The following is a 23,310-nucleotide window of genomic DNA, read 5'->3' as shown; positions in this document are numbered from 1 at the left end:
CCCGTGACAGAGCCCGAGCATGGATCGGCGACCCCGCCCGCGACTACGACATTCTCATTCAACGAGAAGAATTCCCCATCGCCCGCGAGATCCCGCGCGCCGCGGCCTGCAGGGCCGGGATCTGCCTCCGCGCGCTCCGGTCGTTGGGCACGATCACCGACAGCGCCGCGACGACGTCCCCGTCCGGTCCCCGCAGCGGCACGGCGATGCCGGTGGTCTCCTCGTCGATGAAGCCGGCGCAGAACGCGTACCCGGTGCGCCGGACGTCGGCGAGGAACCGGCGCAGCCGCGCGGGCTCGGTCAGCGTGGTGCGCCGGAAGGCCTCGAGCGGGCCGGCCAGCACCTGTTCCTGCAGGTCGGCGGGCGCGTGGGCGAGCAGGACGAGCCCGGAGGAGGACGCGTGCAGCGGCAGCCGCCCGGCCACCCGCGTCACGTTGACGACCGCGCCGGGCGCCGAGAGCCGCTCGACGAACAGCACTTCGCGGTCCTCCAGCACCGCGAGCTGGGTGTGGTGCCCGACGACGGCGTGCAGGTCCTCCATGAACGGCATCGCGGCTTCACGCAGCCCGAGCGTGGGCGAAGCGCGGGACGCCAGCTCCCACAGCCGGACGCCGACCCGGACCCGCCGGTCGGGATCGCGCCGCAGCCACCCGTGCCCGACGAGCTCTTCGACCAGCCGGGACGCGGTGGCGACGGGCAGGTCCGCCCGCCGCGCGATGTCGGTGACGCGCAGTGCGGGCGTGTCCGGCCCGAAGGTCTCGAAGATGCGCACGACGCGCCGGAGCACCGATTCGCCCTGCACCGGCTTGACCACGTCCGACAGTGTGCCCCACCCGGCGGGCGGGGCACACTGCCGGCGTCACGGCAGGGCGTTCAGGAACGGCTCGTGGCTGTTCTGGAATTCCCAGTTGTAGTACCTGTCCCAGTTGATCGACCACGTCATCAGCCCGCGGAAGCTCGGCGAAGTGCCCCCGCGCAGCGTGTACGAACCGCAGCCACTGCCCTTGACCAGGCAGTTCACCGCCGTCTGGACGTCGGCGGGCGAGGTGTAGCCGTTGCCGGCACTGACGGCCGCGGGCAGCCCGACGGCGATCTGGTCCGGGCGCAGGCCGGGGAAGAACTGGCCGGTGTTGGCCACGGTGAAGCCGGCCTTGAGCATGTCGGTCATGGCGATGTGGAAGTCGGCGCCGCCCATGTTGTGGTACTGGTTGTCGAGCCCCATGACCGGGCCGGAGTTGTAGTCCTGGACGTGCAGCACGGTGAGCGAGTCCCGCAGGGCGTGGATGACGGGCAGGTAGGCACCGGTCCGCGCGTCACCGGCGCTCGTGCCGCCGTAGAACTGGTAGCCGACCTGCACGAAGAAGGTTTCCGGCGCCATGGTGAGCACGAAACCCGAGCCGTATTTCGCTTTCAGTGACTTGAGGGCGGAGATCAGGTTGACGATGACGGGCGTGGTCGGGTTGCGGAAGTCGGTGTCCCCGGAGTTGAGCGACAGCGAGTGGCCCTCGAAGTCGACGTCGAGCCCGTCGAGGCCGTACTTGTCGATGATGGCGGAGACGGAGCTGACGAACTTGTCCCGCGCGGCGGCGGTGGTCAGCTGCACCTGGCCGTTCTGCCCGCCGATGGAGATGAGCACCTTCTTGCCCTGAGCCTGTTTGGCCTTGATGGCGGCGACGAAGTCGGCGTCGCTCTCGACGTTCGGGCATTCGCTGACCGAGCACCGGGTGAACCGGATGTCCCCGGAGGTGACGGAGGTGGGTTCCCCGAAGGCGAGATCGATGATGTCCCAGGCGGCGGGCACATCGGCCATCCGGACGTAGCCGGAGCCGTTGGCGAAGCTGGCGTGCAGGTACCCGATCAGGGCGTGCTTCGGCAGCCCGGTGTCGACACAGCCGGAAGTGCTGCCGGTGGCGGTCGCGCTCTTCGCGGATTCACCGGCGGAGTTGTAGGCGGCGACGGAGTAGCTGTGGGTCTCGCAGGCTTTGAGCCCGCCGACGGTGGCACTGGTCCCACTGGTCGTGGCGACGACGGTGCTGCCTTCGTAGACGCGGTACCCGGTGACGGTCCCGGCACCGGCGCCCCAGCTCAGGGCGATGGAGCTGGCCGTGACCGCGCCGATCTGCGGAGTGCCGGGAGCGCCCGGGGTCCCGGGCGTGTTCCCACCGGGCCCGTCGAAGAGGACGTCGTCGGCGTAGTAGGTGCCGGCGCCGTACCAGCCGTGGAGGTAGAGCTGGGCGGAGGTCTGGTTACCGGTGGTGAAGGTGAGGGAGAGCTGGTTGTAGGCGCTGGAGTTGCCGGACCAGGTCGAGGGCCCACCGGTGACGCCGAGGTAGACGGGATTCCCCCGCACCCAGGCGGAGAGCGAGTAGGTGGTGTTGGGCTGAACGGAGACGCTTTGCGAGCACTGGGCGTAGTCGGCCCCGACGGGCGTACCGGCGAGGGCATAGCTCCCGCTGTGCGCGGGAGTGCTGACAACAGCGGAATTGGCACAGGTCCAACCGGAGAGCGACCCGGCTTCGAACCCGGGGTTGGAGAGGAGGTTGGCAGCCTCAGCCGGGCCCACGACCAGTGCGGAGAGGCCAAGCAGGAAGGCGGCGAGGGTTGCGGACAGTCGGGAACGCCTCATCGGGTCCTCCAGTCAAGGGAGAACCTTATTGTCTAGACCAATGCGTGAGTTGTCCAGACCAAAAGGAGGGTTGCGGCCGGGCGGGGCTCGTGCTGGGCACCGTTGCAGCTTGGGAGGGGCGGTGAGCGCTGCAGGGGACGCGGGCGCGGTTGCGGGCTCGGGATAGCTGGTGTGCGCTACGGGGGCGCAGGCCGGGTGCGCGGGGTCGGGTCGAGTCGGATCGGGTCGAGTCGGGTCGGCTGGCTCGGGTCGAGTCGGGTCGAGTCGGATCGGGTCGAGTCGGGTCGGCTGGCTCGGGTCGAGTCGAGTCGGGTCGAGTCGGATCGGATCGGGTCGAGTCAGGTCGGGTCGGTCGGGTCGCGTCGCGTCGCGTCGGGCGAGCGAAAGGCGAGCCGCCAAACCAACCAAGCCACCCTCATACCCGAGCGCAGGAAAGCACCCCAGAAGGTGGCAACCCAACCCGCCCCCAGCATCCCCCGACCACACCCCCCTGCCGACCCGATACGCAGCCACCTCAGCGGCCGCCACGCCGGGTCAAGGCACGCTTTCCCGCCTTGACGCGGCGTGGCGGCCGTTGAACAATCCGGCGTTCGGGCCGGCGGAAAGCAAACGCCGGACAACCCCGTCCCACCCCGAAAAGAAGCCGAATCAACGGCGCGACCACCTCACCAACCCCGCACCCGATGATCCGCAACAACCAAGCAACCTCACGCACAGTGACCAACAACCACCCGTGCACCGAAGACCACCCGCCCGAACCCCCACCGATCACCCCCCGTACCCACATCACTCCTTCGCCTGAAAACCCCTACACCCCAACCCATCCACCCCAGGAACCGCATCGGGTGAAGATCGCCCCCACCCCTTCCCGCCGCCCGGGAAATCCTTATCTTCAGAAAGGACGCTCAGTGAGAACAGGGGATACGAGTCATGACCCAGTCGCTGGAACTCCCGGTCCAGGAATTCTGTCTCGATTGGACGCTCACGGGCGGCGAAGGCGCCCACGTCGCGATCACCCTCTCCGGGCAGGTGGCCCTGTTGGACAACAACCGGTTCTACAAGATCGACGGCGTCGTCTACGTCACCGAAGGCGACGGCGACATCCGCGCGGTCGGCAACCCGCGGATCTCCGTGCGCCGCAACGGCGTCGAGAAGTCCGGGCGCCAGTGGGGCTGGGAGATGTGCTCGGCGCGCAAGACCCTCGGCGCGCTGAACACGATGGAGGGCTACTTCGTCCGCACCGGCTACTGGGCGCCCGCCGACCGCGCCATCCAGCTGAGCCTCTGCGCCGAACACGGGTGGAGCCGGCGCAAGAGCTACAGCCCGCACGTCACCGTCCGGATGGTCGACTGACCACTGTGGACGCCCGGCGCCGCGCCGCGGCGACGACCAGCCCGGCCGCGACGGCGCCCGCCACCGCGCACCCGGCCCCGAACCCCGGCGACGGCTCGTGCACCCGCAGCACGGACGAGCACAGCCACACCGCGGCGCCGAACAGCAGGCCCAGCACCGGGCCACCGACGGCCGCGCCGCGCCAGCGGTGGCCGTTGCGGATCGTGCGCAGCCCCGATTCGAGGTAGGCGAGCGCGAACAGCGCGAGGATCAGGCTGCCCGCGCCCATCGCGCTGGCCAGCGGGTGCTGGCTGGTGAGGAGGGTGAAGGACTGCGTGGAGGAGCCGGTCCGCACCTCGGCGGTGACGGCGCCCCCGACGATCCACCGGGCGATCCCCGGCAGGGTGAGTTCGGCGGTGAACCCGTTGGCGCCGGGCTTGGCCTCGGCGGCCGCGGACCCGAGCGGGATCCCGGCGGCGGAGAGGCGCAGCTCGACCCGCCCGGGATTCCCAGGCCCGCTGAGCACGACAGGCTTGCTGAGGTCCACCTCGACCGGCGCGGAGACGGCGGCACCCCCGAGGACCAGCGCGGCCGCCGGGTGCGGCAGCCGAGCGGGGTTGAGCAGGGCCAGCACGACGAGAACGACCGCAGCCGCCCCGGCGGCCAGCCGCAGCCACACCACCACGGCTTGAGAAGCGCCGGCACCCTCGGCGGCAGCACCGGGCCACCCGGAACCACTCGCTCGGGCACCGGTCCCGCCGGGCCGCCCACCGCCGGCACCTTCGACGCCCGAGGCACCGCCGGGCCACCCGCCACCACCAGGCCCGCCCGACCGGCTGACACCGGCACCCTCGGCACTGCCGGCACCGGGCCCGGCGCCACCCGGTCCGCCGGGCCACCCGGCGCCCTCGACGCCCGGACCCACACCAACCTGCCCGCCCGGCCACCCCGGCGCGTCGCCCACCTCGGCGGGCGCTCCCACGAGCGTCGCCCCCGGCCGCGCCACCGGGCGGGTCCGGGCCTCTCCCGGCGGCACCGGCGCCGTCGCCGCGTTCAAACCCGCGATCACCCGGGGCGTCAGGTGCAGCACCGGTACCCCGGACCGCTCCAGCCACCCCGATCCGTACGCCACCGTCGCCGCCGCGGCGAGGTCTGCCGCGAACGACTCCGCCTCCCGGTACCGCGCGTCCGGCTCGCGGGCCAGGCTGCGCATCACCACGCCGGCGATCGGGGCCGGTACCCCCGCGATCGGCTGGGGGTCGGTGAACATGTGCTGGCGCATCATGCTGATCGCGCCGCGGGTGTTGTCGAACGGCAGCCGGCCCGAGAGCAGCTCGTACAGCACCGTCCCCGCCGCGTACACGTCGGCCGCCGGGCTCAGCGCGTTGCCCATTGCCTGCTCCGGGGCGATGTACGCCGGGGTTCCCAGGATCTCGCCACCGTGCGTCACCAGCGTGGCGCCCTCGCTGATCACCCGTGCGATGCCGAAGTCGGCCACCTTCACCACGCCCTGCGTGCTGAAGAGCAGGTTCCGCGGTTTGACGTCGAGGTGCAGCACGCCCGCCCGGTGCGCCGCGTGCAACCCGGCCAGCATGGCCAGCCCGATCGCGCACGCCTGCTCGCCGCTGACGCCGCCGCCGTGGAAGCGGCTGTGCACCGTCCCGCCGTCGAGCCGCTCCATCACCAGCAGGTGCTCGCGGCCGGTCCGGACGTAGTCGTACACCGGCACGATGTGCGGGTGGTCCAGGCTGGCGAGCACCCGGGCCTCGCGGTCGAACAGCTCGCTGCTCGACGCGTGGTTGAGCACGTCCCACGGCAGCTGCTTGATCGCGACGCTGCGGCCCAGCGTCCGGTGCACGCCGGCGAACACGACACCCATGCCGCCCTCGCCGATCGACTCCCCGATGTCGTACTGCGGCAGGGCGGCGACCAGCTCGGCCGGTGCGCTCATCGGGTGAATTCCTGCGTGGCCGGCAGGGGCAGCTGCACGGTGGCGTCACTTTCCGCGACGGCCGGCGGCGCGAGGGACGGCGTCAGGTAGCCGAGCAGGAACGCGATCGCCGCCGCGCCGAGCACCACCGGGATTTCGACCGCCGGCTCGGGCGGCACCAGGCGCAGCACCGACAGGCTGATCACCGCGACCAGGCCGGTGCCGAACCCGGCGGGCAGGAACCGCACGCCGCGGCGCCAGCGGTTGGGCGCCAGCCGGTGCCGGGCCAGCGCCAGCAGCGCGGTCACCCACGCGAGGACCGTCAGCACGAGCATCGCCAGGCCGAAGACGCCGTAGACCGACCAGAAGGAGCCGCGGACGTCGGCGACCGTGGTCGCCTCCCCCAGCGAGACGCGCCCGGCGTCGAGCAGCTCGACCGACGACGGCAGCAGCCCGGTCGCCTGCCCGGCCAGGTCACCGAGGTCTAGGACGAACGTCCGGGACACCGAGCCGCGGGCCGGCACCTCGAAGGGCGCGGTCGTGTCGTAGGCGAAGAACGTCAGGGCGAGGGCGACGCCCGAAAGCCGCACGCTGCGGACCTTCACCGGCGCGGTCCCCGGGTTGGTCGCCACGACCTGCAGCTCGACCTGGTTCGCCGGATCGATCGGGATCGTCGCGTCCTCGATGGGCCGCTGGTCGATCGACACCTGCAGCCGCAGCGGCGCCGACTCCGCGGAGGCCGGTGGCGCGCCCAGCAGCACCGCGCACAAACCCAACGCAACCCCCGCCGCGATGACACGTCCCATTGGGCACCCCTACTTGCCTTATCCGACTGGTCCGGAATGCTACAGCGAGCACACACCGGGGAGGGACGTCCCAATGCGATTCGTGGTTCGCCTGTTTTTCGGCGCCGTGGCCGGAACGTTGCTTCTGCTCGCGGCGGCGGGCACCGCCGACGCACAATACACATCGTCGGTTGGTTTGAAACCGTCGAGCGGGCAGGCCGGGAGTTCCTTCACCATTTCCTGGAATTTCTACCCGTGCGGCAGCGCGATCAGCTTTTCCTGGAACGGCACGCCGCTGTGGACGGCGAACGCCACGCTGCAGCAGACGAGCGGCACGGTCGCGGCCACCGTGCCGGCCGGCGCCCAGCCCGGCACCTACCCGGTCACCGGCACGTGCACCAACGCCCGGACCAAGCAGCCGCTCACCGCGAGCAGCCGGTTCACCGTGACCGGCACCCCTACCACCACGCCCCCGCCGCCGCCGGCGACGACCACGCCGCCCCCGCCGCCGGCCACCACGCGCCCGACCCGGCCGGCTCCCACCACGACCCCGGTCACCCCGACCACCACCCCGCCGCCCACGAGCACCACACCGCCGTCCCCGACCACGCCGGCCACGCCCGGCACCCCGACGACGGCCGGCACCGCGCCGAAGCCGGGTGAACTCGTGCTCGACCGGCCGAGCATCAAAGCCGGCGAGCCGCTTTCGGCGTCCGGGAAGGGCTGCCAGCCGAGCCGGCTGGTCACGTTGATGTCGGACGGCACCGAGGTCGGCACCGCCTACACCGACAGCTCCGGCGCGTTCACCGCGCCGGTCGAGTTCACGCGCATCGAGGCGGGCCCGCACACCGTCGTCGCCGAGTGCGGCGTGCGGCTGACCGGCGCCGTCGACCAGGTCGTGACGCGCTCGTCCGGGAGCCAGACCGGCACGCTCGTCATCCTCGTGTTCTTCGTCCTCGCCGGCATCACGGTGATCCGCTTCCGGTAGCACCCGCTTGACATGCAGCCGGAAGGCTGCCTATCGTCGAAAGGCAGCCGCCCGGCTGCCTTTTTGGAGAGGCGCGATGGACGAGGTCTTCAAGGCACTGGCCGATCCCAGCCGCCGCCGGCTGCTGGACGTGCTCAACGAGCGCAACGGCCAGACCCTGCGCGAACTGTGCTCGGGGCTCGACATGGCCCGCCAGTCGGTGAGCAAGCACCTGGCCGTGCTCGAGGCGGCCGGGCTGATCACGACCACGTGGCGCGGCCGCGAAAAGCTGCACCACCTCGACGCCGCGCCGATCAACGCGATCGCCGAGCGCTGGATGACCCGCTACGACCGGCGGCGAGCCGGCGCGCTGGCCGATCTGAAACGAGCACTGGAGTCCGCACCGATGAACGAGTTCGCCTACACCACCTACATCAACACGACCCCGGAAAAGCTCTGGCAAGCGCTTACCGATCCGGCCTTCACCCGCCAGTACTGGGGTGTTTCCTTCGAAACCGACTGGCAAAAGGGCTCCCCGATGACGTGGACCGAGAACGGCCGGAAGACCGAAGACCCCGGGCAGGTCGTCCTGGAATCGGATCCGTACCACCGGTTGTCCTACGCGTGGCACACTTTCACCGCAGATTGGGCGAACGGAAACGGGATCGACGGCGAAACGCTCGCGAAACTGCAGCAGGAAAGCCGCTCGAAAGTCACCTTCACCATCGAACCGCACGGGGAAATGGTCAAGCTGACCGTGCTGCACGACGGTTTCGACGACGGCAGCACGACGCTGGCGATGTGCAGCCAGGGTTGGCCCGCGCTGCTGTCCAGCCTGAAGACGCTGCTGGAGACGGGCGCGCCGCTGCCGTGACCTCGGCGAACCGGTCGAACAACCCGAACCAGACAGATCTGGCACAGAAAAACGTCTGAATCCTCCCCCTTTCGTCGGCGCCCGGCTGAAGTCCCGGTGAACTTCCCTCTTTCGACCCGATCCGATGCGGTTTTCCGGGCGATAGGCTCGCATAATCCGTGACCGGTGATGGTCCGATCGAGTGACGGGAGAGCCGGCGTGCCGACAGTGCGTAGCCGCTGGATCGTGGTGGCCGTGGTGCTGGCCGCCGCGGCGGGCGGTGTCGTGGCGTTCTGGCCGGACGACGCCGCCGCCGTCGACCCCGAGATCGCGGTTTCGCGCTCCGCCTGCGGTACCGGCTGGACCGACCCGAAGCCCGGGCCGCAGACCTTCCGCCTGCACAACACCGGGTCGGTGACGGCCGAAGTGGACCTGATCGACCCCGCGACCGGCGTGATCTACGGCGAGGTCGAAGGCCTCGGCGCGGCGACCACCCGGCCGTTGCAGGTCAACCTGGGCAACGGCAGCTACGCGTTCCGGTGCCTGCCCGAGGACGCGGGCGCGATCGTCGGGCCGTCGGTGCGGGTCACCGGCGGCGCCGACCGGACCGGGCCGGGCGTCGCGCCGGTGACGCACGACGACCTGCTCGGCCCGCTCAAGGCCTACCAGCAGCACGTCACGACGGGCCTCGGCGAGCTGGTCGCGAACACCGGCGCGCTGAAGACCACCGTCCACGGCGGGGACCGCGCGGCGAGCCGGGCGGCGTGGCTGACCGCCCACCTGACCTACGAGCGGCTGGGCGCGGCCTACGACGCGTTCGGCGACTCCGACGGCGCGCTCAACGGCACGGCCGACGGGAGGCCCGCCGGGGCAGCCGACCCGGGTTTCACCGGCTTCCACCGCCTGGAGCAGGGGCTTTGGCACGGCGAGGACGTCGGCGCGCTCGCCGCCGTCGCCGATCAGCTCGACGCCGACGCCCACGCGCTGCAGACGTCCTTCGCCACCAGCCAGGTCGACGGGAACGACCTCGGGCTGCGCGCGCACGAGATCATGGAGAACACCCTGCAGTTCGAACTGACCGGCCGCACCGACTACGGCAGCGGCACCAACCTGGCCACGGCCCGCGCGAACCTCGACGGGACGCGCGCGGTCCTGGACGTCCTGCGCCCCCTGCTGGCGCCGCGGTACCCGGCGCTGGCCGAAGTGGACCGCTGGCTGGACCGCACGCAGTCCGCTTTGGACGCCGCCCGCCGCCCGGACGGCACCTGGGTCCGCCCGGCCGAGCTGAGCCGGCCACAGCGGCAGAAGCTCGACGCGGACGTGAGCGAACTGACGGAGCTGCTGGCCCCGATCGCGGCGATCGCCGAGCCGAGGAGGGTCTCGTGACGAACCTCCCCCGCCGGTCCTTCCTGCGCCGGGCCGCGATGGGCGCCGGGCTGACCGTGGCCGCCGGGGCCGGGCTCGGCGCCTCCTCCGCGACCGTCACCGACGGCAGCTCGCCCGTGCCCTTCCACGGCGACCACCAGGCGGCCATCCTCCGGAAGCCGCCGGCCCAGACGATCTTCGCCTCCTTCGACGCCGTCGCCGAGTCCAAGGCGGAACTCACCGAGCTCTTCCGCGCCGTCACCGACCGGGCCCGCTTCCTCACCGCCGGCGGTGCACCCGCGTCGCTCGGGATCACCGCGCCACCGGCCGACTCCGGCGTGCTCGGGCCGGTGGTCCCCGGCAGCGACCTCGGCGTCATCCTCGGCGTCGGCGCGAGCCTGTTCGACGACCGGTACGGGCTGGCGAAGCTCAAGCCCGCCAAGCTGAAGCCGATGACGACGTTCCCGGACGACGCCCTCGACCCCGCCCAGTGCCACGGCGACCTCAGCCTCGTCCTGTCGGCGAACGACACCGACACCGTCCTGCACGCGCTGCGCGACATCGCGCGCGCCACCCGCGGTGGCATGCAGCTGCGCTGGAAGCTCAACGGCTTCAGCTCCCGGCCGCGCCCCGACGGCACGCCCCGCAACCTGATGGGCTTCAAGGACGGCACCAGCAACCCCGCCGAGTCCGAACTGGACAGTCTGGTGTGGACGAAGGGCGAGCCCGCGTGGACGGCGGGCGGCAGCTACCAGGTGATCCGGCTGATCCGGATGCTGGTGGAGTTCTGGGACCGGGTTTCGCTGGCCGAGCAGGAGAACATGTTCGGCCGCCGCCGCGACACCGGCGCCCCGCTCGACGGCACCGCGGAAACCGACGTCCCGGGGTACGCCGACGACCCCGTCGGCACGGTCATCCCGCTGACCAGCCACATCCGCAAGGCGAACCCGCGCACGCCGCAGACCGACGCCAGCCGGATCCTGCGCCGCGCGGTCAACTACGACCGCGGCGTCGACAGCAACGGCAACCTGGACATGGGCCTGGTCTTCGTCTGCTACCAGCAGGACCTCGAGCGCCAGTTCGAGGCCGTCCAGACGCGCCTGGCCGGCGAGCCGCTGACCGACTACATCTCCCCCTTCGGCGGCGGCTACTTCTTCGCGCTGCCGGGGGTCACCGGCCCGGACGACCACTTCGGGCGAGCCCTGCTCGCCTGAGCACCTCCATCCCCACCACGAAAGGAATCCACTGTGGACTCAAGGACCCGCCGGCGACGGCGCGGCCTGCTCGGCGCCGGGGCGCTCGCCTCGGTGGCCACGCTGGCCGTCGTCACCGGCTCCGCGGCGACCTCCGCGGACGCCCAGCCGCTGAACCTGTTCCCCGCCCACTGGATCCCGACGTCGACGCCGATCAAGCACGTCGTCGTCATCTTCGGCGAGAACATCTCGTTCGACCACTACTTCGGCACCTACCCGGACGCCGCCAACACCGACGGCACCCCGTTCACCGCCGCGCACGGCACCCCGAAGGTCAACGGCTTGGACCACAAGCTCCTGACCGCCAACCCGAACGCGTACAACCCGAAGCGGCTGACGCACGAGCAGGCGCTGACCTGCGACCAGAACCACAACTACGGCGCGGAGCAGGCCGCCTTCGACGGCGGCAAGATGGACAAGTTCGTCGAGAAGACCGAGACGGACAAGTGCACCGGGCAGCCGATCCTGTTCGGCGAGCCGGGCCTGGTGATGGACTACTACGACGGCAACACCGTCACCGGCATGTGGAACTACGCCCAGCACTACGCGCTGAACGACAACTCGTTCAACACCGTGTTCGGCCCGTCGACGCCCGGTGCGCTGAACCTGATTTCCGGGCAGACGCACGGCGGTCAAGCCGTCGACCCAGTGACGCACGCGCCGGTCAGCGACGCCTACGCCGTGCAGTCCCCGGACGCCAACGGCGTCGGCACGGTGATCAACGACCCGGACCCGGCCTGGGACGACTGCTCGGGCAAGAACCACACGAGCAAGGACAACCTGGCCACCATGCAGGGCCGCAACATCGGTGACCTGCTGAACCAGCGCCGCGTGACGTGGGGCTGGTTCCAGGGCGGCTTCCGCCCGACCGGCACGGCCAACGGGTACGCGGTCTGCGGCCAGAAGCACACGAACGTCGGCGGCAACGCGGTCGTCGACTACAGCCCGCACCACGAGCCGTTCCAGTACTACCCGTCGACGGCGAACCCGAAGCACCTGCCGCCGTCCTCGGTGCAGGCGATCGGCCAGACCGACCGCGCGAACCACCAGTACGACATCAGCGACTTCAACGACTCGCTGCAGGCCGGCTCGATGCCCGCGGTGAGCTTCCTGAAGGCCCCGGAGTACCAGGACGGCCACGCGGGTTACTCGGACCCGCTGGACGAGCAGCAGTTCGTGGTCGGCGAGATCAACCGGATCCAGCAGTCCCCGGACTGGAAGTCGACGGCGATCGTGCTGGCCTACGACGACTCGGACGGCTGGTACGACCACCAGAAGTCCCCGATCGTCAACGGCTCGCACGACGCTTCGCAGGACCAGGCGATCTGCACGGCCAAGCCGACGACGCTGGGCACGTACGCCGACCGCTGCGGCTACGGCCCGCGCCTGCCGCTGCTGGTGGTTTCGCCGTTCAGCCGGGTCAACCACGTCGACCACACGCTGACCGACCAGACGTCGGTGCTGAAGTTCATCGAGGACAACTGGTTCACCGGCCGCATCGGCGACTCGTCGTTCGACGCGCGCGCCGGGTCGTTGACCGGGATGTTCGACTTCTGGTGGCCGAAGGCCCGCAAGGTCACCCTCGACCCGAAGACCGGAGCCGTCGTCAAGTAGCCGCCGCTGAAGGCCACCACCGGTCGCGGTGGTGGCCTTCAGCCCGCCTCGGGCACCGGGTCCAGGTCCCAGCTCAGCGTGACCACCGTGCCGTGCTCGCCCGGGGTGATCTCCGCGCGGTCGGCACTCGCCCGCAGCAGCAGCAACCCCCGGCCCCGCAACGACACCGGGCGGGTGTCCGGGACCGGCGTCCGCCACCGGCCGTGGTCGGTGATCACCACCTCGAGACGGCCCGGGTGCGCTGCCGCGTCGACGTCGACCACGCCGGGCTCGCCGTCGGCGTAGGCGTGGTCGGCCACGTTCGCCAGTGCTTCGTAACTGGCCAGCACGATGTCGCCGGCCCGGTCCTCCTCGACCCCCGCCGACCGGACCCACGCCATCAGGTCGTGCCGCAGGCGGCGGAGGGCGCCGGGGGCGGCGGGCACGCCGTGGCAGCGGAACGGTTCCGGCGTCATGCGATTGCTTCGTCGACGGTCGGGTGCAGGCCGATCCACGTGTCGAGGCCGGTCGTCCGCAACGGCCCCGACGTCACCGGGGAGTCGCTCACCACGCGCAACGCGCGCTCGGGCAGCCGGCGGTGGGCCGCCGCGAGCACCTGCAGCCCCGCCGAACAGAAGAACGTCACCTCACGCAGATCGATCACCAGCTTCTCCGGCCCACCGGCCAGCACCACGTCGACGACTTCCCCGAACTCCGGCGCGCTGACCAGGTCGATCTCCCCCGCAACGGCCAGCACCGCGGTCCGGCCCCGCCACTCGAGCGCCACGGCCAGCTCCGTGTCGGGCAGGTCCGGCGTCGAAGGGCTCACGACCTCCCATCGTGCCGCACTCCCCGGGAAACGGCTACCGGTGCGGCAGCTTCACCACCGTGACCCAGAAATCGTCGATCTTCCGGACCACCTCGACGAACTTCTCGAAGTCGACCGGCTTCGTGACGTAGGCGTTGGCGTGCAGCTCGTAGCTGCGCAGGATGTCCTCCTCCGCTTCCGACGTCGTCAGCACGACCACCGGGATCGTGGCCAGCCCGGGGTCCTGCTTGATCTCGCCGAGCAGCTCCCGGCCGTCCTTGCGGGGCAGGTTGAGGTCGAGCAGGATCAGTCCCGGCCGCGGCGCCGCCCCGAACGGGCCTTCCCGCTTCAGGAACCGCAGCGCTTCGACGCCGTCTTCCGCGACGTGCAGCGGGTTGCGGATCTTGTGGTGCGCGAACGCTTCCCGGGTCATCAGGACGTCACCGGGGTCGTCCTCGACGAGCAGGATGTCGATCGGGGTCGGCGCCTGCGTCATGCGGTCCCCTCGTCCTCGATGGCGGGCAGCGTGAAGCGGAACGTCGTGTCCGCGGCTTCGGTGTCGAGCCAGATCCGCCCGCCGTGGTACTCGACGATCCGGCGGCACAGCGCCAGCCCGATGCCGGTACCCGGGTACGCCGACCGCGTGTGCAGCCGCTGGAACAGCGCGAACACCCGTTCCGCGTACTCGGGGTCGATGCCGATCCCGTTGTCCGCCACGGAGAACACCCAGTCGTCGCCGTCCCGTTCGGCGGTGACCCGGACCTCCGGCGGGGCCTTGCCCTTGAACTTCAGCGCGTTGCCGATGAGGTTCTGGAACACCGCGGTCATCAGCGCGGGCTCGACGCGCACCGGGGGCAGGTCACCGCGGCCGACCTTGCCGCCGCTGAGCGAGAGCGCGACCTCCAGGTTCGCGATCGCGTCGTCGGCCAGCGCGCCCGCGTCGGCCACGACGTGCTCGCCCGGTTTCCGGCCGACCCGCGAGAAGGCCAGCAGGTCGTTGATCAGCGTCTGCATCCGCTTCGCGCCGTCGACGGCGTACTCGATGTACTGCTCGCCGCGCTCGTCGAGCAGGCCCTGGTAACGCCGCTGGAGCAGCTGGCAGAAGCTCGCCACCTTCCGCAGCGGCTCCTGCAGGTCGTGCGAAGCGACGTACGCGAACTGCTCCAGGTCGGCGTTGGACCGTTCCAGCTCGCGCGTGCGCCGGTCCAGCATGGCGTTGGACTCCTCCGCCTCGCGCGTGCGGCGGTCCAGCATCGCGTTGGACTCCTCCGCCTCCCGCGTGCGCCGGTCCAGCAGGGCGTGCGCGCGCTCGAGCTCGGCGACCTCGTCGAGGATGCGCTGCCGCATCGCTTCGACGTCCGCGCCGAGCTGGGCGATTTCGCGCGGCCCGCGGCCGTGCACCGGGTGGCGGATGTCCGCGTCGGCGACCTGGCGGACCTCGCCGGCCAGCCGCAGGATGGGCCGGGTGATCACCTGCCGCAACCCGAGGAACAGCACGGCGAACAGCAGCAGGACGAGCGCCCCGACGACCACGAACATGGCGTTCAGGAAGCGTGCCGCGGCGTCCAGGTCGGCGCGGCCGGTGTCGCGGAGCGCGGCGAGGTGGTCGCGCTGGGTGTCCAGCGCCGTGCGCACCGGGACGAACAGCATCCGGTCGCGTTCGACCTCGGCCGCGGTGACCGGCGGCGCGCCGGGGGCGATGGCGGGCGCGGCCGCGGCCTGCCAGGCGGTGGCCGCGCGGAGCACGGCCGCCAGGTCGTCGCCGGTCCGGGTGCCCGGGGCCGCCCCGAGCTGCCGCAGCTGGTTGACCGCGTCGGCCTGCGAACGGACACCGTCGGTGTAGGGGACGAGGAACTCCGGACGGCGGCCGAGCTGGTAGCCGCGGACGCCGCTTTCCTGGTTCAGCAGCGCGGTGGTCAGCTGGGTCGCGGCCAGCCGCTGCGGCGCCACCACGTCGAGCAGGCGGGTCCGGGCCTCGGTGAGGTTGTGCAGCGCGACCCCGGCCGCGATCAGCGCGGCGACCAGCAGCACGGCTTCGGCGGCGGCGAGGACGGTCAGCCAGCGGCGGATCGGCCAACCGCGTGCTTCGGCGCTCATCGAGCGGGCTCCCCTGGGGTGTGGCTGAGCAGGGCAAGGGCGACGTCGTCGTCCAGCGGGCCGGAGTTGAGCCGTTCGGCGCGGACGATCAGCTCGTCGAGCAGGGCGTGGCTGTGGATCCCGGTTTCCCGCTTGATGTCGAGCACCAGCGCGGCCATCCGCTCGTGGCCCAGCCGCTCGGACCCCGCGCCGACGCGGCCTTCGAAGACGCCGTCGGTGTAGAGCAGTAGCGACCACCCCGGCTCGAGCGGGACGTCCAGCGCTTCCCACTTGGCGCCCTCGACGACGCCGAGCGGCACGCCGAGGCGTTCGCGGGAGAGGAGGTGCCCGTCGCCGGGGGTGAGCAGCAGGGGCGGCAGGTGCCCGGCCAGCGACAGCCGCAGCGATCGCCGGTCCGGCGCGATGACGACCATGCACACGGTGGCGAACAGCGGCTCGATCCGCTCGTGCACCAGCACTCGCTCGACCATGCTCAGCACGTCGGCCATCGGCAGGCCGGCCATCACGAGCGAGCGCCACGCGATCCGCAGCGCGACGCCGAGCGCGGCCTCGTCCGGGCCGTGGCCGCAGACGTCGCCGATCATCATGTGCACCGCGCCGTCGGCGAGCTCGATCGCGTCGTAGAAGTCGCCGCCGAGCAGCGAACCGTTGCGGCCGGGCCGGTAGCGCGCGGCGAGGTCGAGGTGGGGGTCGCGCAGCAGCGGGCTGGGCAGCAGACCGCGTTCGAGGCGCGCGTTCTCGCTCGCGAGGAGCTGCTGCTGGAGGAACTGCTGCTCGACCTGCTCGGCGCGCTTGCGTTCGCGGGCGAACGCAAGCGCCTTCACCAGCAGCGGGCCGTCGACCTGGTCCTTGACGAGGTAGTCCTGCGCGCCGGCGGCGACGGCCGCGACGCCGGTGGCCTGGTCGTGCTGGCCGGTCAGGACGACCACCGCGACCCCGGGGGCGTGCTGCCCGAGCTTGGTCAGCCCGCTGAGGCCCATCGCGTCGGGCAGCTGCAGGTCCAGCACGACGCAGTCGGCGGTGAGCGGGCCGCTGAGCGCGGCGGTGAGCGTCTCGACGCGTTCCAGCGCGTACGGCACGGTCGTGTCCGCCAGCATCTCTTCGACCAGCAGCGCGTCGCCGTCGTCGTCCTCGATCAGGAGCACCCGCAGGCGCGTGCGGGGATCCCACGATGAGTCGAGCGCGGCGGTCACCAGCGTCTCCCGTTCGGCTGCTCTTGAGCCAGCACATCCAGACGATCAACCCTAGCGGCACCGGGCACCGCGGCCTACGGCCGCGAAACCGGTCCCACCGGGGAAGCGTTTTATAGCACCCCCGGGTGACACCGGGTCGATAACGGTTCGGGTGGCGACCGTGCCGGATCCGGGCACACCGCGCCTACGCTGCGCGGATGGCCCTTGCCTGGTGGGGTGCGGCGGCGTGCTGGTTCCTCGGGACGCTGGCCGGCCGGCTGACCGGCAGCCACACCGCGATCACCGGCGTCCTCCCGCTCCCGCTCGCGGTGCTCCTGTTCGCCCTGTGCGCCGGGCTGTGGGCCGGGCTCGTCCACGCGGCGAACCGGGGCCGGCGCGGCGCCCGTCCCGCGCTCGCGGTGGCCGGCGGGCTCGGGATCGTGGACCTGGTGGTGCAGCTCGTCGGGGACGTCGTGACGCGCAACTACGTCCACGGCGGGTTCTTCCTCGCCGCGCTGGTCCTGGCCGGCGCCGGGTTCACGCTGCTGTTCCGGCGGGGGTGAGCCGTCAGAACAGCGGACGGCCGCTGTTCTTGGCGGTCACGTACGCCTGCCAGTCGCGGGTGACCTGGTCGGCGTAGCCGGTGGCGAAGGCGCGCGTTTCGCTCTGGAGCCCGGAGACCGACGTGATCGCGCCGTCGATCGCGGCGTCCGCCGAGTAGGTGACCCCGGTGCCGGGGATGTCCTGGTCGGCGCGGGCGTGCGCGGCGGCGAGCAGCCGGGCGACGTCGCGGACGGTGTCGTCCCAGATCGCCGACGTCGTCAGGTCGCCGGTCTTGAGGTCCTCGGCGAACGGGGACTTCTCCTTCACCAGCACCGGCGTGCTCCCGACGCTCGCCCAGCCCGCCAGCGGGTCCGACTGGTTCGCCAGCCAGCGCAGGGCCAGTGCCGGGCGCTGGCCGCCGGTCAGGGTCGTGGCGTTCGGCACGAGCGGCTTCGGTGCCGGGTCGACCTCCTGCTTGAGCTCGAGGATCCGGTCGTCGGACGTCGCCGTCGTGGCCCCTTCGACAAGGACGTACCAACGGAACCGGCCGAGGCTGCCGGTGCCCGCCCCGGTCCGGCGGCGGACGTCCTTGACGACGGCTTCGGACGACTTCAACGGCTTGCCCGCGGTGGTCCGGTAGGCCGCGATCGCGTCGGTCAGCTGGGTCCGCGTCGCGGCCGGGACGGCCTGGAGCTGCGGGTCGTCCTTGAAGTGGCCGCCGGTGGTCCACTTCGCGAGCAGGTCGGCGCGCTTGTCGCCGGCGGACTCGTCGATCAGGTCGCCGACGAGGTCGGAGGTGTTGCCCGACGTCAGCCGCCAGCTCGCTTCGTCGTTCGTGCCGTGGAACTTCCCGATCCACTGGGCGTACTCGGCGACGAAGGTGTCGAGGTCGGTGCCGATCTGGCTCGCGCTGCGGCCGCCGGCCCGGCCGGCGAGGACGATCGACACGGCTTCGCGGCGCAGTTCCCACGTCCACGACCCGCGCCAGGCGTCGTCGGTGTCGTCGATCGCGAACTGCTCTTCGTTGTCGGCGCCGCGGTCCGCGCCGGTGTTCTCCAGGTGGGCGTCGCCGGTCAGCCAGACGTCGCCGCCCGCGGTGGCGTAGGCCGACGGCGGCAGTTCGCCGAGGTCGCGGTAGTACAGCGGCGAAGTGCCGCGGAAGAAGGTCCACGCGTTCGACGCCAGCGCCTGCGTCCGCAGCGTCAGCTCGTCGTCGGTGGCGCCGCCGTTCAGCAGGTGCAGCGCGTGGTCCCGGTCGTACACCACCGCCACCGGGTCCCGGCTCAGGCCGGCCGCCTCCCCGGGTGCGGCGGTGGCGAGCAGCGTGACAACGACCAGAGTCCCCACAGTGGTTCGGCGCATTCCCCCACGTATACCCGGATCGGGTGAGCGGGAGTCAGCGCGCAGTCAACGTCAGGGCGAACGTGTTCCCCTCGCCCTGCACCAGCGAACCGAGGTACGCGGTGAACGGGCCGCAGCCGGTGAGCGGCGGGATCGCGTACGTCCCGGTGACCGGACCGCCGGTGGTTAGTGCGAACCCGCTGCCGGTCCGCAGGTCGACCGGGATGCGCGCGCTCGCCCGGCAGCCCGGGTCGGCGACCGGCAGGCCGAACAGCGTCACCTGCGGCAAGGCCAGCGTGAACGCCGAGTGCGCGGTGAACCCGCCGCCGTCGAGTTCGCCGGTCTGCGGGCCGTCCGGGGTGAACTGCAGGTCCGCGTGGCCGGGCACGAACCCGAACGCCTTGAAGTCCGCGCCGGTCCGGTCGAACGCCGTCGCGAACTCCGGGCCCGCCGCCAGCGACCCGGTGAGCGGTGCCGTCGCGCCCAGCGCCTTGACCGTGGTCGAGCCCGTCACGGCGTACCGGTGCTGGGCCGGTGCCGTTTCGAGGTCGAAGCTCAGCAGCACGGGATCCTGCCCCGGGTCGAGCGTGCAGTCCGAGGTGAACGAGCCGAGCCCGGTGAACGAGCCGTCGGCCTTCTTCGGCGTCAGGCGGGTGCTGAAGTTCCCGATCGTCAGCTTGGTCGTCCCCGCGTTCGGCAACTGCACCGGCGGGACCGAACCGGACGCCTGCGTGGTGAAGGCCCCGGATGGTGGCAGCGCGGTCTTGGCCACCGTCAGCGGCAGGCTCAGCGGCAGCGTCAGCGGGCCGTTGGTCAGCGTCACCCCTGCGGACGCCGTCCCTTCGATGCTCGCCGCGCCGACCAGGGCCAGGCCGCGGGCGGACTTGTCCGGCACGGTCACCGAGACGGCCAGGTCCCCGGTCGTGAACGTGCCACCCGGCGCCGACGGCACTTCGAACGACGCCTTGACCTCCACGTCCAGCTTCTGCAGCCCGATCAACGGGAACGGGCAGGTGAAACTCAGCTTCTTGTCGATCGGCGTCGACGCCGCCGCGGGCGCGGCGACGGCGAGAGCGAGCACGCAGGCGGCGAGCAACGACCGGGCGATCCGCACGGGCACTCCCCTTTCTCGAGACGTGGCACCGGCCCCCGCCGCGGCACAGTCGGCGCGCAGCGGGGGCCGGCAGATCGGGTCACTTCTTGGCGAGCACCAGGTTCAGCGAGTTGCCGTCGCTCTTGGCGAACGCGCTGATGATGTCGTTGAACGAACCGCAGTTCTGCAGCGCGGACAGCGAGTAGGTGCCCGACAGCTTGCCGCCCTTGAGCAGGTCGAAGTCGGGGCCGGTGGTCATCTCGCTGGTCGACGGGGTCGTCGTGCCGCACTTCGGGTCGGTGCTGATCGGGATGCCGAACAGGTTGACCGTGGTGAGGAACGTGTCGAACTTGATGTGCGCCTTGAAGCCGGTGCCGACGAGCTCACCGGTCTGCGGGCCGTTCTGCACGACCTTGACGTCCGAGCTGCCCTGCAGGAAGCCGAACAGCTTGAAGTCGGTGTGCGTCGGGTCCAGCTGCAGGTTGCCGGTGAACTTCTTGTTGGCCAGGTCCACGTCGGCGTCGAACGAGCCGGTGATCGGCGCGGTGCTGCCGAGCGACTTCAGCGCGGTCTGCCCGGTGATGCCGAAGGAGTACTTGATGCCCCCGCCCGGCGGTGTGGTCGTGGGCGGGGTCGTCACCGGCGGGGTGGTCGACGGCGGCGTGGTGACCGGCGGGGTCGTGGTGGTCGGGGGCGTCGTCCCGCCACCGCCGTTGATGGTGATCGTCGCGAGGGTGTTGTTCTGCCCGCTGTCCTGCGTGCAGGGCGCGTCGATCGTGCCGTCCGGCGTGATGCCGGTGACCGAGCCGTCGGCCTTGCGCGGGGTGACCTTGAGGTTCAGGTCACCCACGGTGATCTTCGCCTGGCCGGCCTGGGTGAACGTCAGCGACGGCGTCTTGCCCGCGGCGTTGATGTTCATCTCGCCGGACGCCGGGATGTTCGTCTTGTCCAGCGTGATCGGCACGCTGACCGGCAGGTTGAGGCTCGGCGCGGCGACGGTCGCGCTCGCGGTGGCCGTGCCTTCCAGCGTCGTGGCGCCGATCAGGCTCAGGCCGCTGACGGTGTCCGCGTTGATCGTGGACACGGCCTTGATGTCGAACGCGCCGGTCGGCTGCCCGGTGTTCACCGTGGTCGGGAGGTCGGTGTTGATCACCACCTTCAGCGACTGGGAACCCACCAGCGGGAAGGTGCAGTGGTAGTTCAGCGTCAGCGAAATCGGGTCGGCGGCGCTGGTCTGCGCCCCGGCGACGAGCGCGGCGGCGACGAGCCCCACCGCACCCGCGGCCGCGACGGCCGCGACCTTCTTCTTGTTGCCCTTTGGGTGACTCACGATGGTCCTTCCGTGTATCAACAGTGATACGAAACGGCGGCGCCTTTTCTCGAAAATCGCTACCGAACGGTAAGCTAACGAGGGCTGCTGGCCCCGATCAAGGGCTTCGCGCAAAAAGGCAACGCGGGAGCGGCAAATTGTCACCCCGGCACGTCACCCCGGCCGGATTCCTAGCAGGGCGGGGAAGGTTTCCCCAGCACAGCGGCACTGCCGAACCGCTGACCCGCGTAACAAATCCGGATCCCGGAATGTTGACGCACGTGCCAACCGGCCATTCTGTTCTTGCTCGCGCGTGCGCGTGGCGCGTAGCTTCGAAACCCATGAAAAGAATGCACAGCGCGGTGCTCGCGATGTCGGCGGCCGCGCTTCTGTCGTGCGCCGCGTGCGCTTCGGACACCCCGCCGCCCGACCCGGGCCGCCACGCCGACCCGGCGGCGCTGGCCTGGGTCGACAAGGTGTGCGCCGGCGTCGCCGCGGGCTCGGCGAAGCTGGCCCAGCCACCCGCGGTCGACGACGCCGACCCGGTGAAGACCCGGGACGCGATGGTCGGGTTCCTCGGCCGGCTCGGTTCCGCACTGGAGGACATGGCGGGCGGCATCCGCACGGCCGGCGTCCCGCCCGTCCCGGATGGACAGTCCGTTGTGGACAAAGCCACCGGCAACCTCAGCGAGACGCGGAGCAAGCTGGCCGAGACGAAGACGAAGATGGAGCAGGCGACGGTGACCGACCAGGCCGGCCTGCGCCAGGTCATTTCCGAGGCCGACGCGACGATGGGCAAGCTGGCCGATCCGGAGGGCCCGATCAAGGCTCTGCGGGCCAACCCGGAACTGGACCTGGCCTTCGGCGAGTCCGCGACCTGCAAGCGCGTCTACGGGACGGGCTCGTGACCGCCCGCCGCGTGCTCGCCGCGCTGGTGACGCTGGTCCTCGCCACGGCGTTCGCGCCCGCGGCCGCCGCCGCGGCACCCGCACCGGCGGACGACTCCTTCTACGTCCCGCCGTCCCCGCTGCCCGCGGGCAAGCCGGGTGACGTGCTCCGCTGGCGGCCGTCTTCCGCGGGTCCGCGCCAGGCGTCGGTGGATGCGTGGCAGGTGATGTACCTGTCGACGAACGCGCTCGGGCAGCCCGACGCCGTGACCGGCACGGTGCTGGTGCCGAAGACGGCCGACCGCGCGACGGCCCCGATCGTCGCGTTCGCGCCGGGCACACACGGCCCGGCGTTCGCCTGCACACCGTCGGCGATGATCGGCATCGGCGCGTTCTACGAGCAGCCGGGCCTCGACGACCTGCTCGACGCGGGATACGCGGTGGCCGTCCCGGACTACGAGGGCTACCAGCCGACCCCGAAGACGACGTATGTGGTGGGCCGGTCCGAGGGCCCGGCGGTGATCGACGCGGTCCGCGCGGCCCAGCGGCTCCCGGCGGCCGGGCTGTCGGCGTCGGCGAAGGTGGTGTTCCGCGGCTATTCGCAGGGTGGCGGCGCGGCGGCGTGGGCGGGTGAGCTGCAGCCGTCGTACGCGCCGGAGCTCAACCTGGTCGGCGTCGCGGCCGGCGGCGTGCCGGCGGACCTGGTCCAGGTGACGTTGCAGCTCGACGGCAAGTTCGGCTTCGGCGTGTTCGCGTACGCGCTGCTCGGCCTCGACCAGGCGTACCCCGAGCTGCAGCTGGACTCGTTCCTCAGCGACAACGGGCGGGCGAAGCTGGCCGAGATGAAGCAGAGCGCGTGCACGTTCGAGCTGCTCACGACGTACGCGAACCAGCGGATCGCGGACTACACGACGGGCCCGGGCTACATCAAGCCCGCGTGGGTGGCCCGGCTGAACGAGAACAAGCTGGGCGGGACCCCACCGCGGGTACCGGTGTTCCTCTACCACGCGACGGGCGACCAGCTGGTGCAGTTCGCCCAGGCGGACAGCCTGCACAAGGCGTACTGCGCGGCCGGGGTCCAGGAGACGTGGAAGACCTACGACACCGACCACATCACGCTGGTGTACACGGGCAACGCGGACGTCCTGGCCTTCGTGAAGGACCGGATCGCCGGCAAACCGGCCACGACGAACTGCTGACCCCGCCCCGGCGGCCGCTCCGGCGAAACCGCCGCGGCGGGCCGCCGGTCCCGCACTGTCCACAGGCCAGTCGTGATGTGGACAGACAGTTTGTGCGGCGGCTTTTCCGGGCTTTGCCGGGATGCCCCGATAGAATGGACCTGGGGACGCCCCGGGA

21 protein-coding genes are annotated in these 23,310 nt (G+C 71.4%); 9 read left to right on the top strand and 12 right to left on the bottom strand.

The genetic code is table 11. From position 1 onward, the window contains the following. Nucleotides 1-58 precede the first annotated feature (58 nt). Nucleotides 59-814 carry an IclR family transcriptional regulator gene (locus ACLJPY_RS11710; protein WP_410588038.1) on the bottom strand — a complete coding sequence of 252 codons (756 nt, stop codon included), beginning with the start codon at nt 812-814 and terminating at the stop codon, nt 59-61. A gap of 45 nt (nt 815-859) precedes the next feature. After that, nucleotides 860-2,626 carry a chitinase gene (locus ACLJPY_RS11705; protein ID WP_410588037.1) on the bottom strand — a complete coding sequence of 589 codons (1,767 nt, stop codon included), beginning with the start codon at nt 2,624-2,626 and terminating at the stop codon, nt 860-862. Nucleotides 2,627-3,556: 930 nt separating this feature from the next. Between ACLJPY_RS11705 and ACLJPY_RS11700 the strand changes: the two genes are divergently transcribed. Next, complete coding sequence (locus ACLJPY_RS11700; protein ID WP_410588036.1) at nt 3,557-3,979, top strand: hypothetical protein; 423 nt, start codon at nt 3,557-3,559, stop codon at nt 3,977-3,979. Here ACLJPY_RS11700 and ACLJPY_RS11695 read toward each other — a convergent pair. Together ACLJPY_RS11695 and ACLJPY_RS11690 are read right to left on the bottom strand one after the other, a co-directional pair. Continuing rightward, nucleotides 3,957-5,909: a serine/threonine-protein kinase gene (locus tag ACLJPY_RS11695; protein ID WP_410588035.1), complete on the bottom strand. Its 1,953-nt coding sequence runs from the start codon at nt 5,907-5,909 to the stop codon at nt 3,957-3,959. The two genes, ACLJPY_RS11700 and ACLJPY_RS11695, sit on opposite strands and share 23 nt — an antisense overlap. Beyond that, nucleotides 5,906-6,694, bottom strand: coding sequence for a hypothetical protein (locus tag ACLJPY_RS11690; protein WP_410588034.1), 789 nt, complete (start codon nt 6,692-6,694; stop codon nt 5,906-5,908). The genes ACLJPY_RS11695 and ACLJPY_RS11690 overlap by 4 nt, the downstream gene beginning before the upstream one ends. 175 nt (nt 6,695-6,869) lie before the next feature. Between ACLJPY_RS11690 and ACLJPY_RS11685 the strand changes: the two genes are divergently transcribed. The 5 genes from ACLJPY_RS11685 to ACLJPY_RS11665 all read left to right on the top strand — a co-directional run bounded on the left by ACLJPY_RS11685 (nt 6,870) and on the right by ACLJPY_RS11665 (nt 12,725). Further along, nucleotides 6,870-7,661, top strand: a complete 792-nt coding sequence (locus tag ACLJPY_RS11685; protein WP_410588033.1) for a hypothetical protein — start codon at nt 6,870-6,872, stop codon at nt 7,659-7,661. Nucleotides 7,662-7,737: 76 nt separating this feature from the next. Further along, nucleotides 7,738-8,514: an ArsR/SmtB family transcription factor gene (locus ACLJPY_RS11680; RefSeq protein WP_410588032.1), complete on the top strand. Its 777-nt coding sequence runs from the start codon at nt 7,738-7,740 to the stop codon at nt 8,512-8,514. A 207-nt stretch (nt 8,515-8,721) separates the two neighbouring features. Continuing rightward, on the top strand, nt 8,722-9,879 hold the full coding sequence (locus ACLJPY_RS11675; protein ID WP_410588291.1) for an EfeM/EfeO family lipoprotein: 1,158 nt from the start codon (nt 8,722-8,724) through the stop codon (nt 9,877-9,879). Beyond that, nucleotides 9,876-11,072 carry a Dyp-type peroxidase gene (locus ACLJPY_RS11670; protein ID WP_410588031.1) on the top strand — a complete coding sequence of 399 codons (1,197 nt, stop codon included), beginning with the start codon at nt 9,876-9,878 and terminating at the stop codon, nt 11,070-11,072. Before ACLJPY_RS11675 ends, ACLJPY_RS11670 begins: the two co-directional genes overlap by 4 nt. A gap of 33 nt (nt 11,073-11,105) precedes the next feature. Beyond that, nucleotides 11,106-12,725, top strand: a complete 1,620-nt coding sequence (locus ACLJPY_RS11665) for a phospholipase C (RefSeq protein WP_410588030.1) — start codon at nt 11,106-11,108, stop codon at nt 12,723-12,725. Between the two features lie 38 nt (nt 12,726-12,763). Here the strand turns inward: ACLJPY_RS11665 and ACLJPY_RS11660 are convergent, their stop codons facing one another. From ACLJPY_RS11660 to ACLJPY_RS11640, 5 genes are read right to left on the bottom strand one after another with little or no spacing between them, the layout of a single operon-like run. After that, entirely contained in the window at nt 12,764-13,180 is a 417-nt protein-coding gene (locus tag ACLJPY_RS11660) for an ATP-binding protein (RefSeq protein ID WP_410588029.1), read from the bottom strand. Continuing rightward, the gene (locus ACLJPY_RS11655) at nt 13,177-13,533 is read right to left on the bottom strand and encodes an STAS domain-containing protein (RefSeq protein WP_410588028.1); all 357 of its coding nucleotides are present in this window, start codon (nt 13,531-13,533) and stop codon (nt 13,177-13,179) included. Before ACLJPY_RS11655 ends, ACLJPY_RS11660 begins: the two co-directional genes overlap by 4 nt. Before the next feature lie 34 nt (nt 13,534-13,567). Then, entirely contained in the window at nt 13,568-14,008 is a 441-nt protein-coding gene (locus tag ACLJPY_RS11650) for a response regulator (RefSeq protein WP_410588027.1), read from the bottom strand. Next, nucleotides 14,005-15,609, bottom strand: a complete 1,605-nt coding sequence (locus ACLJPY_RS11645) for a sensor histidine kinase (protein ID WP_410588026.1) — start codon at nt 15,607-15,609, stop codon at nt 14,005-14,007. Before ACLJPY_RS11645 ends, ACLJPY_RS11650 begins: the two co-directional genes overlap by 4 nt. Further along, complete coding sequence (locus ACLJPY_RS11640; RefSeq protein ID WP_410588025.1) at nt 15,606-16,802, bottom strand: PP2C family protein-serine/threonine phosphatase; 1,197 nt, start codon at nt 16,800-16,802, stop codon at nt 15,606-15,608. The genes ACLJPY_RS11645 and ACLJPY_RS11640 overlap by 4 nt, the downstream gene beginning before the upstream one ends. A 197-nt stretch (nt 16,803-16,999) precedes the next feature. On the opposite strand from ACLJPY_RS11640, the gene ACLJPY_RS11635 reads away from it, so the two are divergent. Continuing rightward, a complete protein-coding gene (locus ACLJPY_RS11635; protein ID WP_410588024.1) occupies nt 17,000-17,344 on the top strand; it encodes a hypothetical protein in 345 nt (114 codons plus the stop codon). Between the two features lie 4 nt (nt 17,345-17,348). Here the strand turns inward: ACLJPY_RS11635 and ACLJPY_RS11630 are convergent, their stop codons facing one another. The 3 genes from ACLJPY_RS11630 to ACLJPY_RS11620 form a co-directional block, all read right to left on the bottom strand. After that, the gene (locus ACLJPY_RS11630; protein WP_410588023.1) at nt 17,349-18,686 is read right to left on the bottom strand and encodes a DUF2252 family protein; all 1,338 of its coding nucleotides are present in this window, start codon (nt 18,684-18,686) and stop codon (nt 17,349-17,351) included. A 34-nt stretch (nt 18,687-18,720) separates the two neighbouring features. Next, the gene (locus ACLJPY_RS11625) at nt 18,721-19,779 is read right to left on the bottom strand and encodes a DUF6801 domain-containing protein (protein ID WP_410588022.1); all 1,059 of its coding nucleotides are present in this window, start codon (nt 19,777-19,779) and stop codon (nt 18,721-18,723) included. A gap of 79 nt (nt 19,780-19,858) precedes the next feature. Then, nucleotides 19,859-21,088, bottom strand: a complete 1,230-nt coding sequence (locus ACLJPY_RS11620) for a DUF6801 domain-containing protein (RefSeq protein ID WP_410588021.1) — start codon at nt 21,086-21,088, stop codon at nt 19,859-19,861. Between the two features lie 320 nt (nt 21,089-21,408). On the opposite strand from ACLJPY_RS11620, the gene ACLJPY_RS11615 reads away from it, so the two are divergent. Both ACLJPY_RS11615 and ACLJPY_RS11610 read left to right on the top strand, forming a co-directional pair. Then, on the top strand, nt 21,409-21,975 hold the full coding sequence (locus tag ACLJPY_RS11615; protein ID WP_410588020.1) for a hypothetical protein: 567 nt from the start codon (nt 21,409-21,411) through the stop codon (nt 21,973-21,975). Next, complete coding sequence (locus ACLJPY_RS11610; RefSeq protein WP_410588019.1) at nt 21,972-23,153, top strand: lipase family protein; 1,182 nt, start codon at nt 21,972-21,974, stop codon at nt 23,151-23,153. The genes ACLJPY_RS11615 and ACLJPY_RS11610 overlap by 4 nt, the downstream gene beginning before the upstream one ends. Nucleotides 23,154-23,310: the final 157 nt, after the last annotated feature.

Source organism: Amycolatopsis sp. lyj-23 (assembly GCF_046549135.1).
Taxonomy (GTDB): domain Bacteria; phylum Actinomycetota; class Actinomycetes; order Mycobacteriales; family Pseudonocardiaceae; genus Amycolatopsis.
Note: the sequence above shows the minus strand (reverse complement) of the source record. Positions and strands in the feature narration are given on the sequence as shown.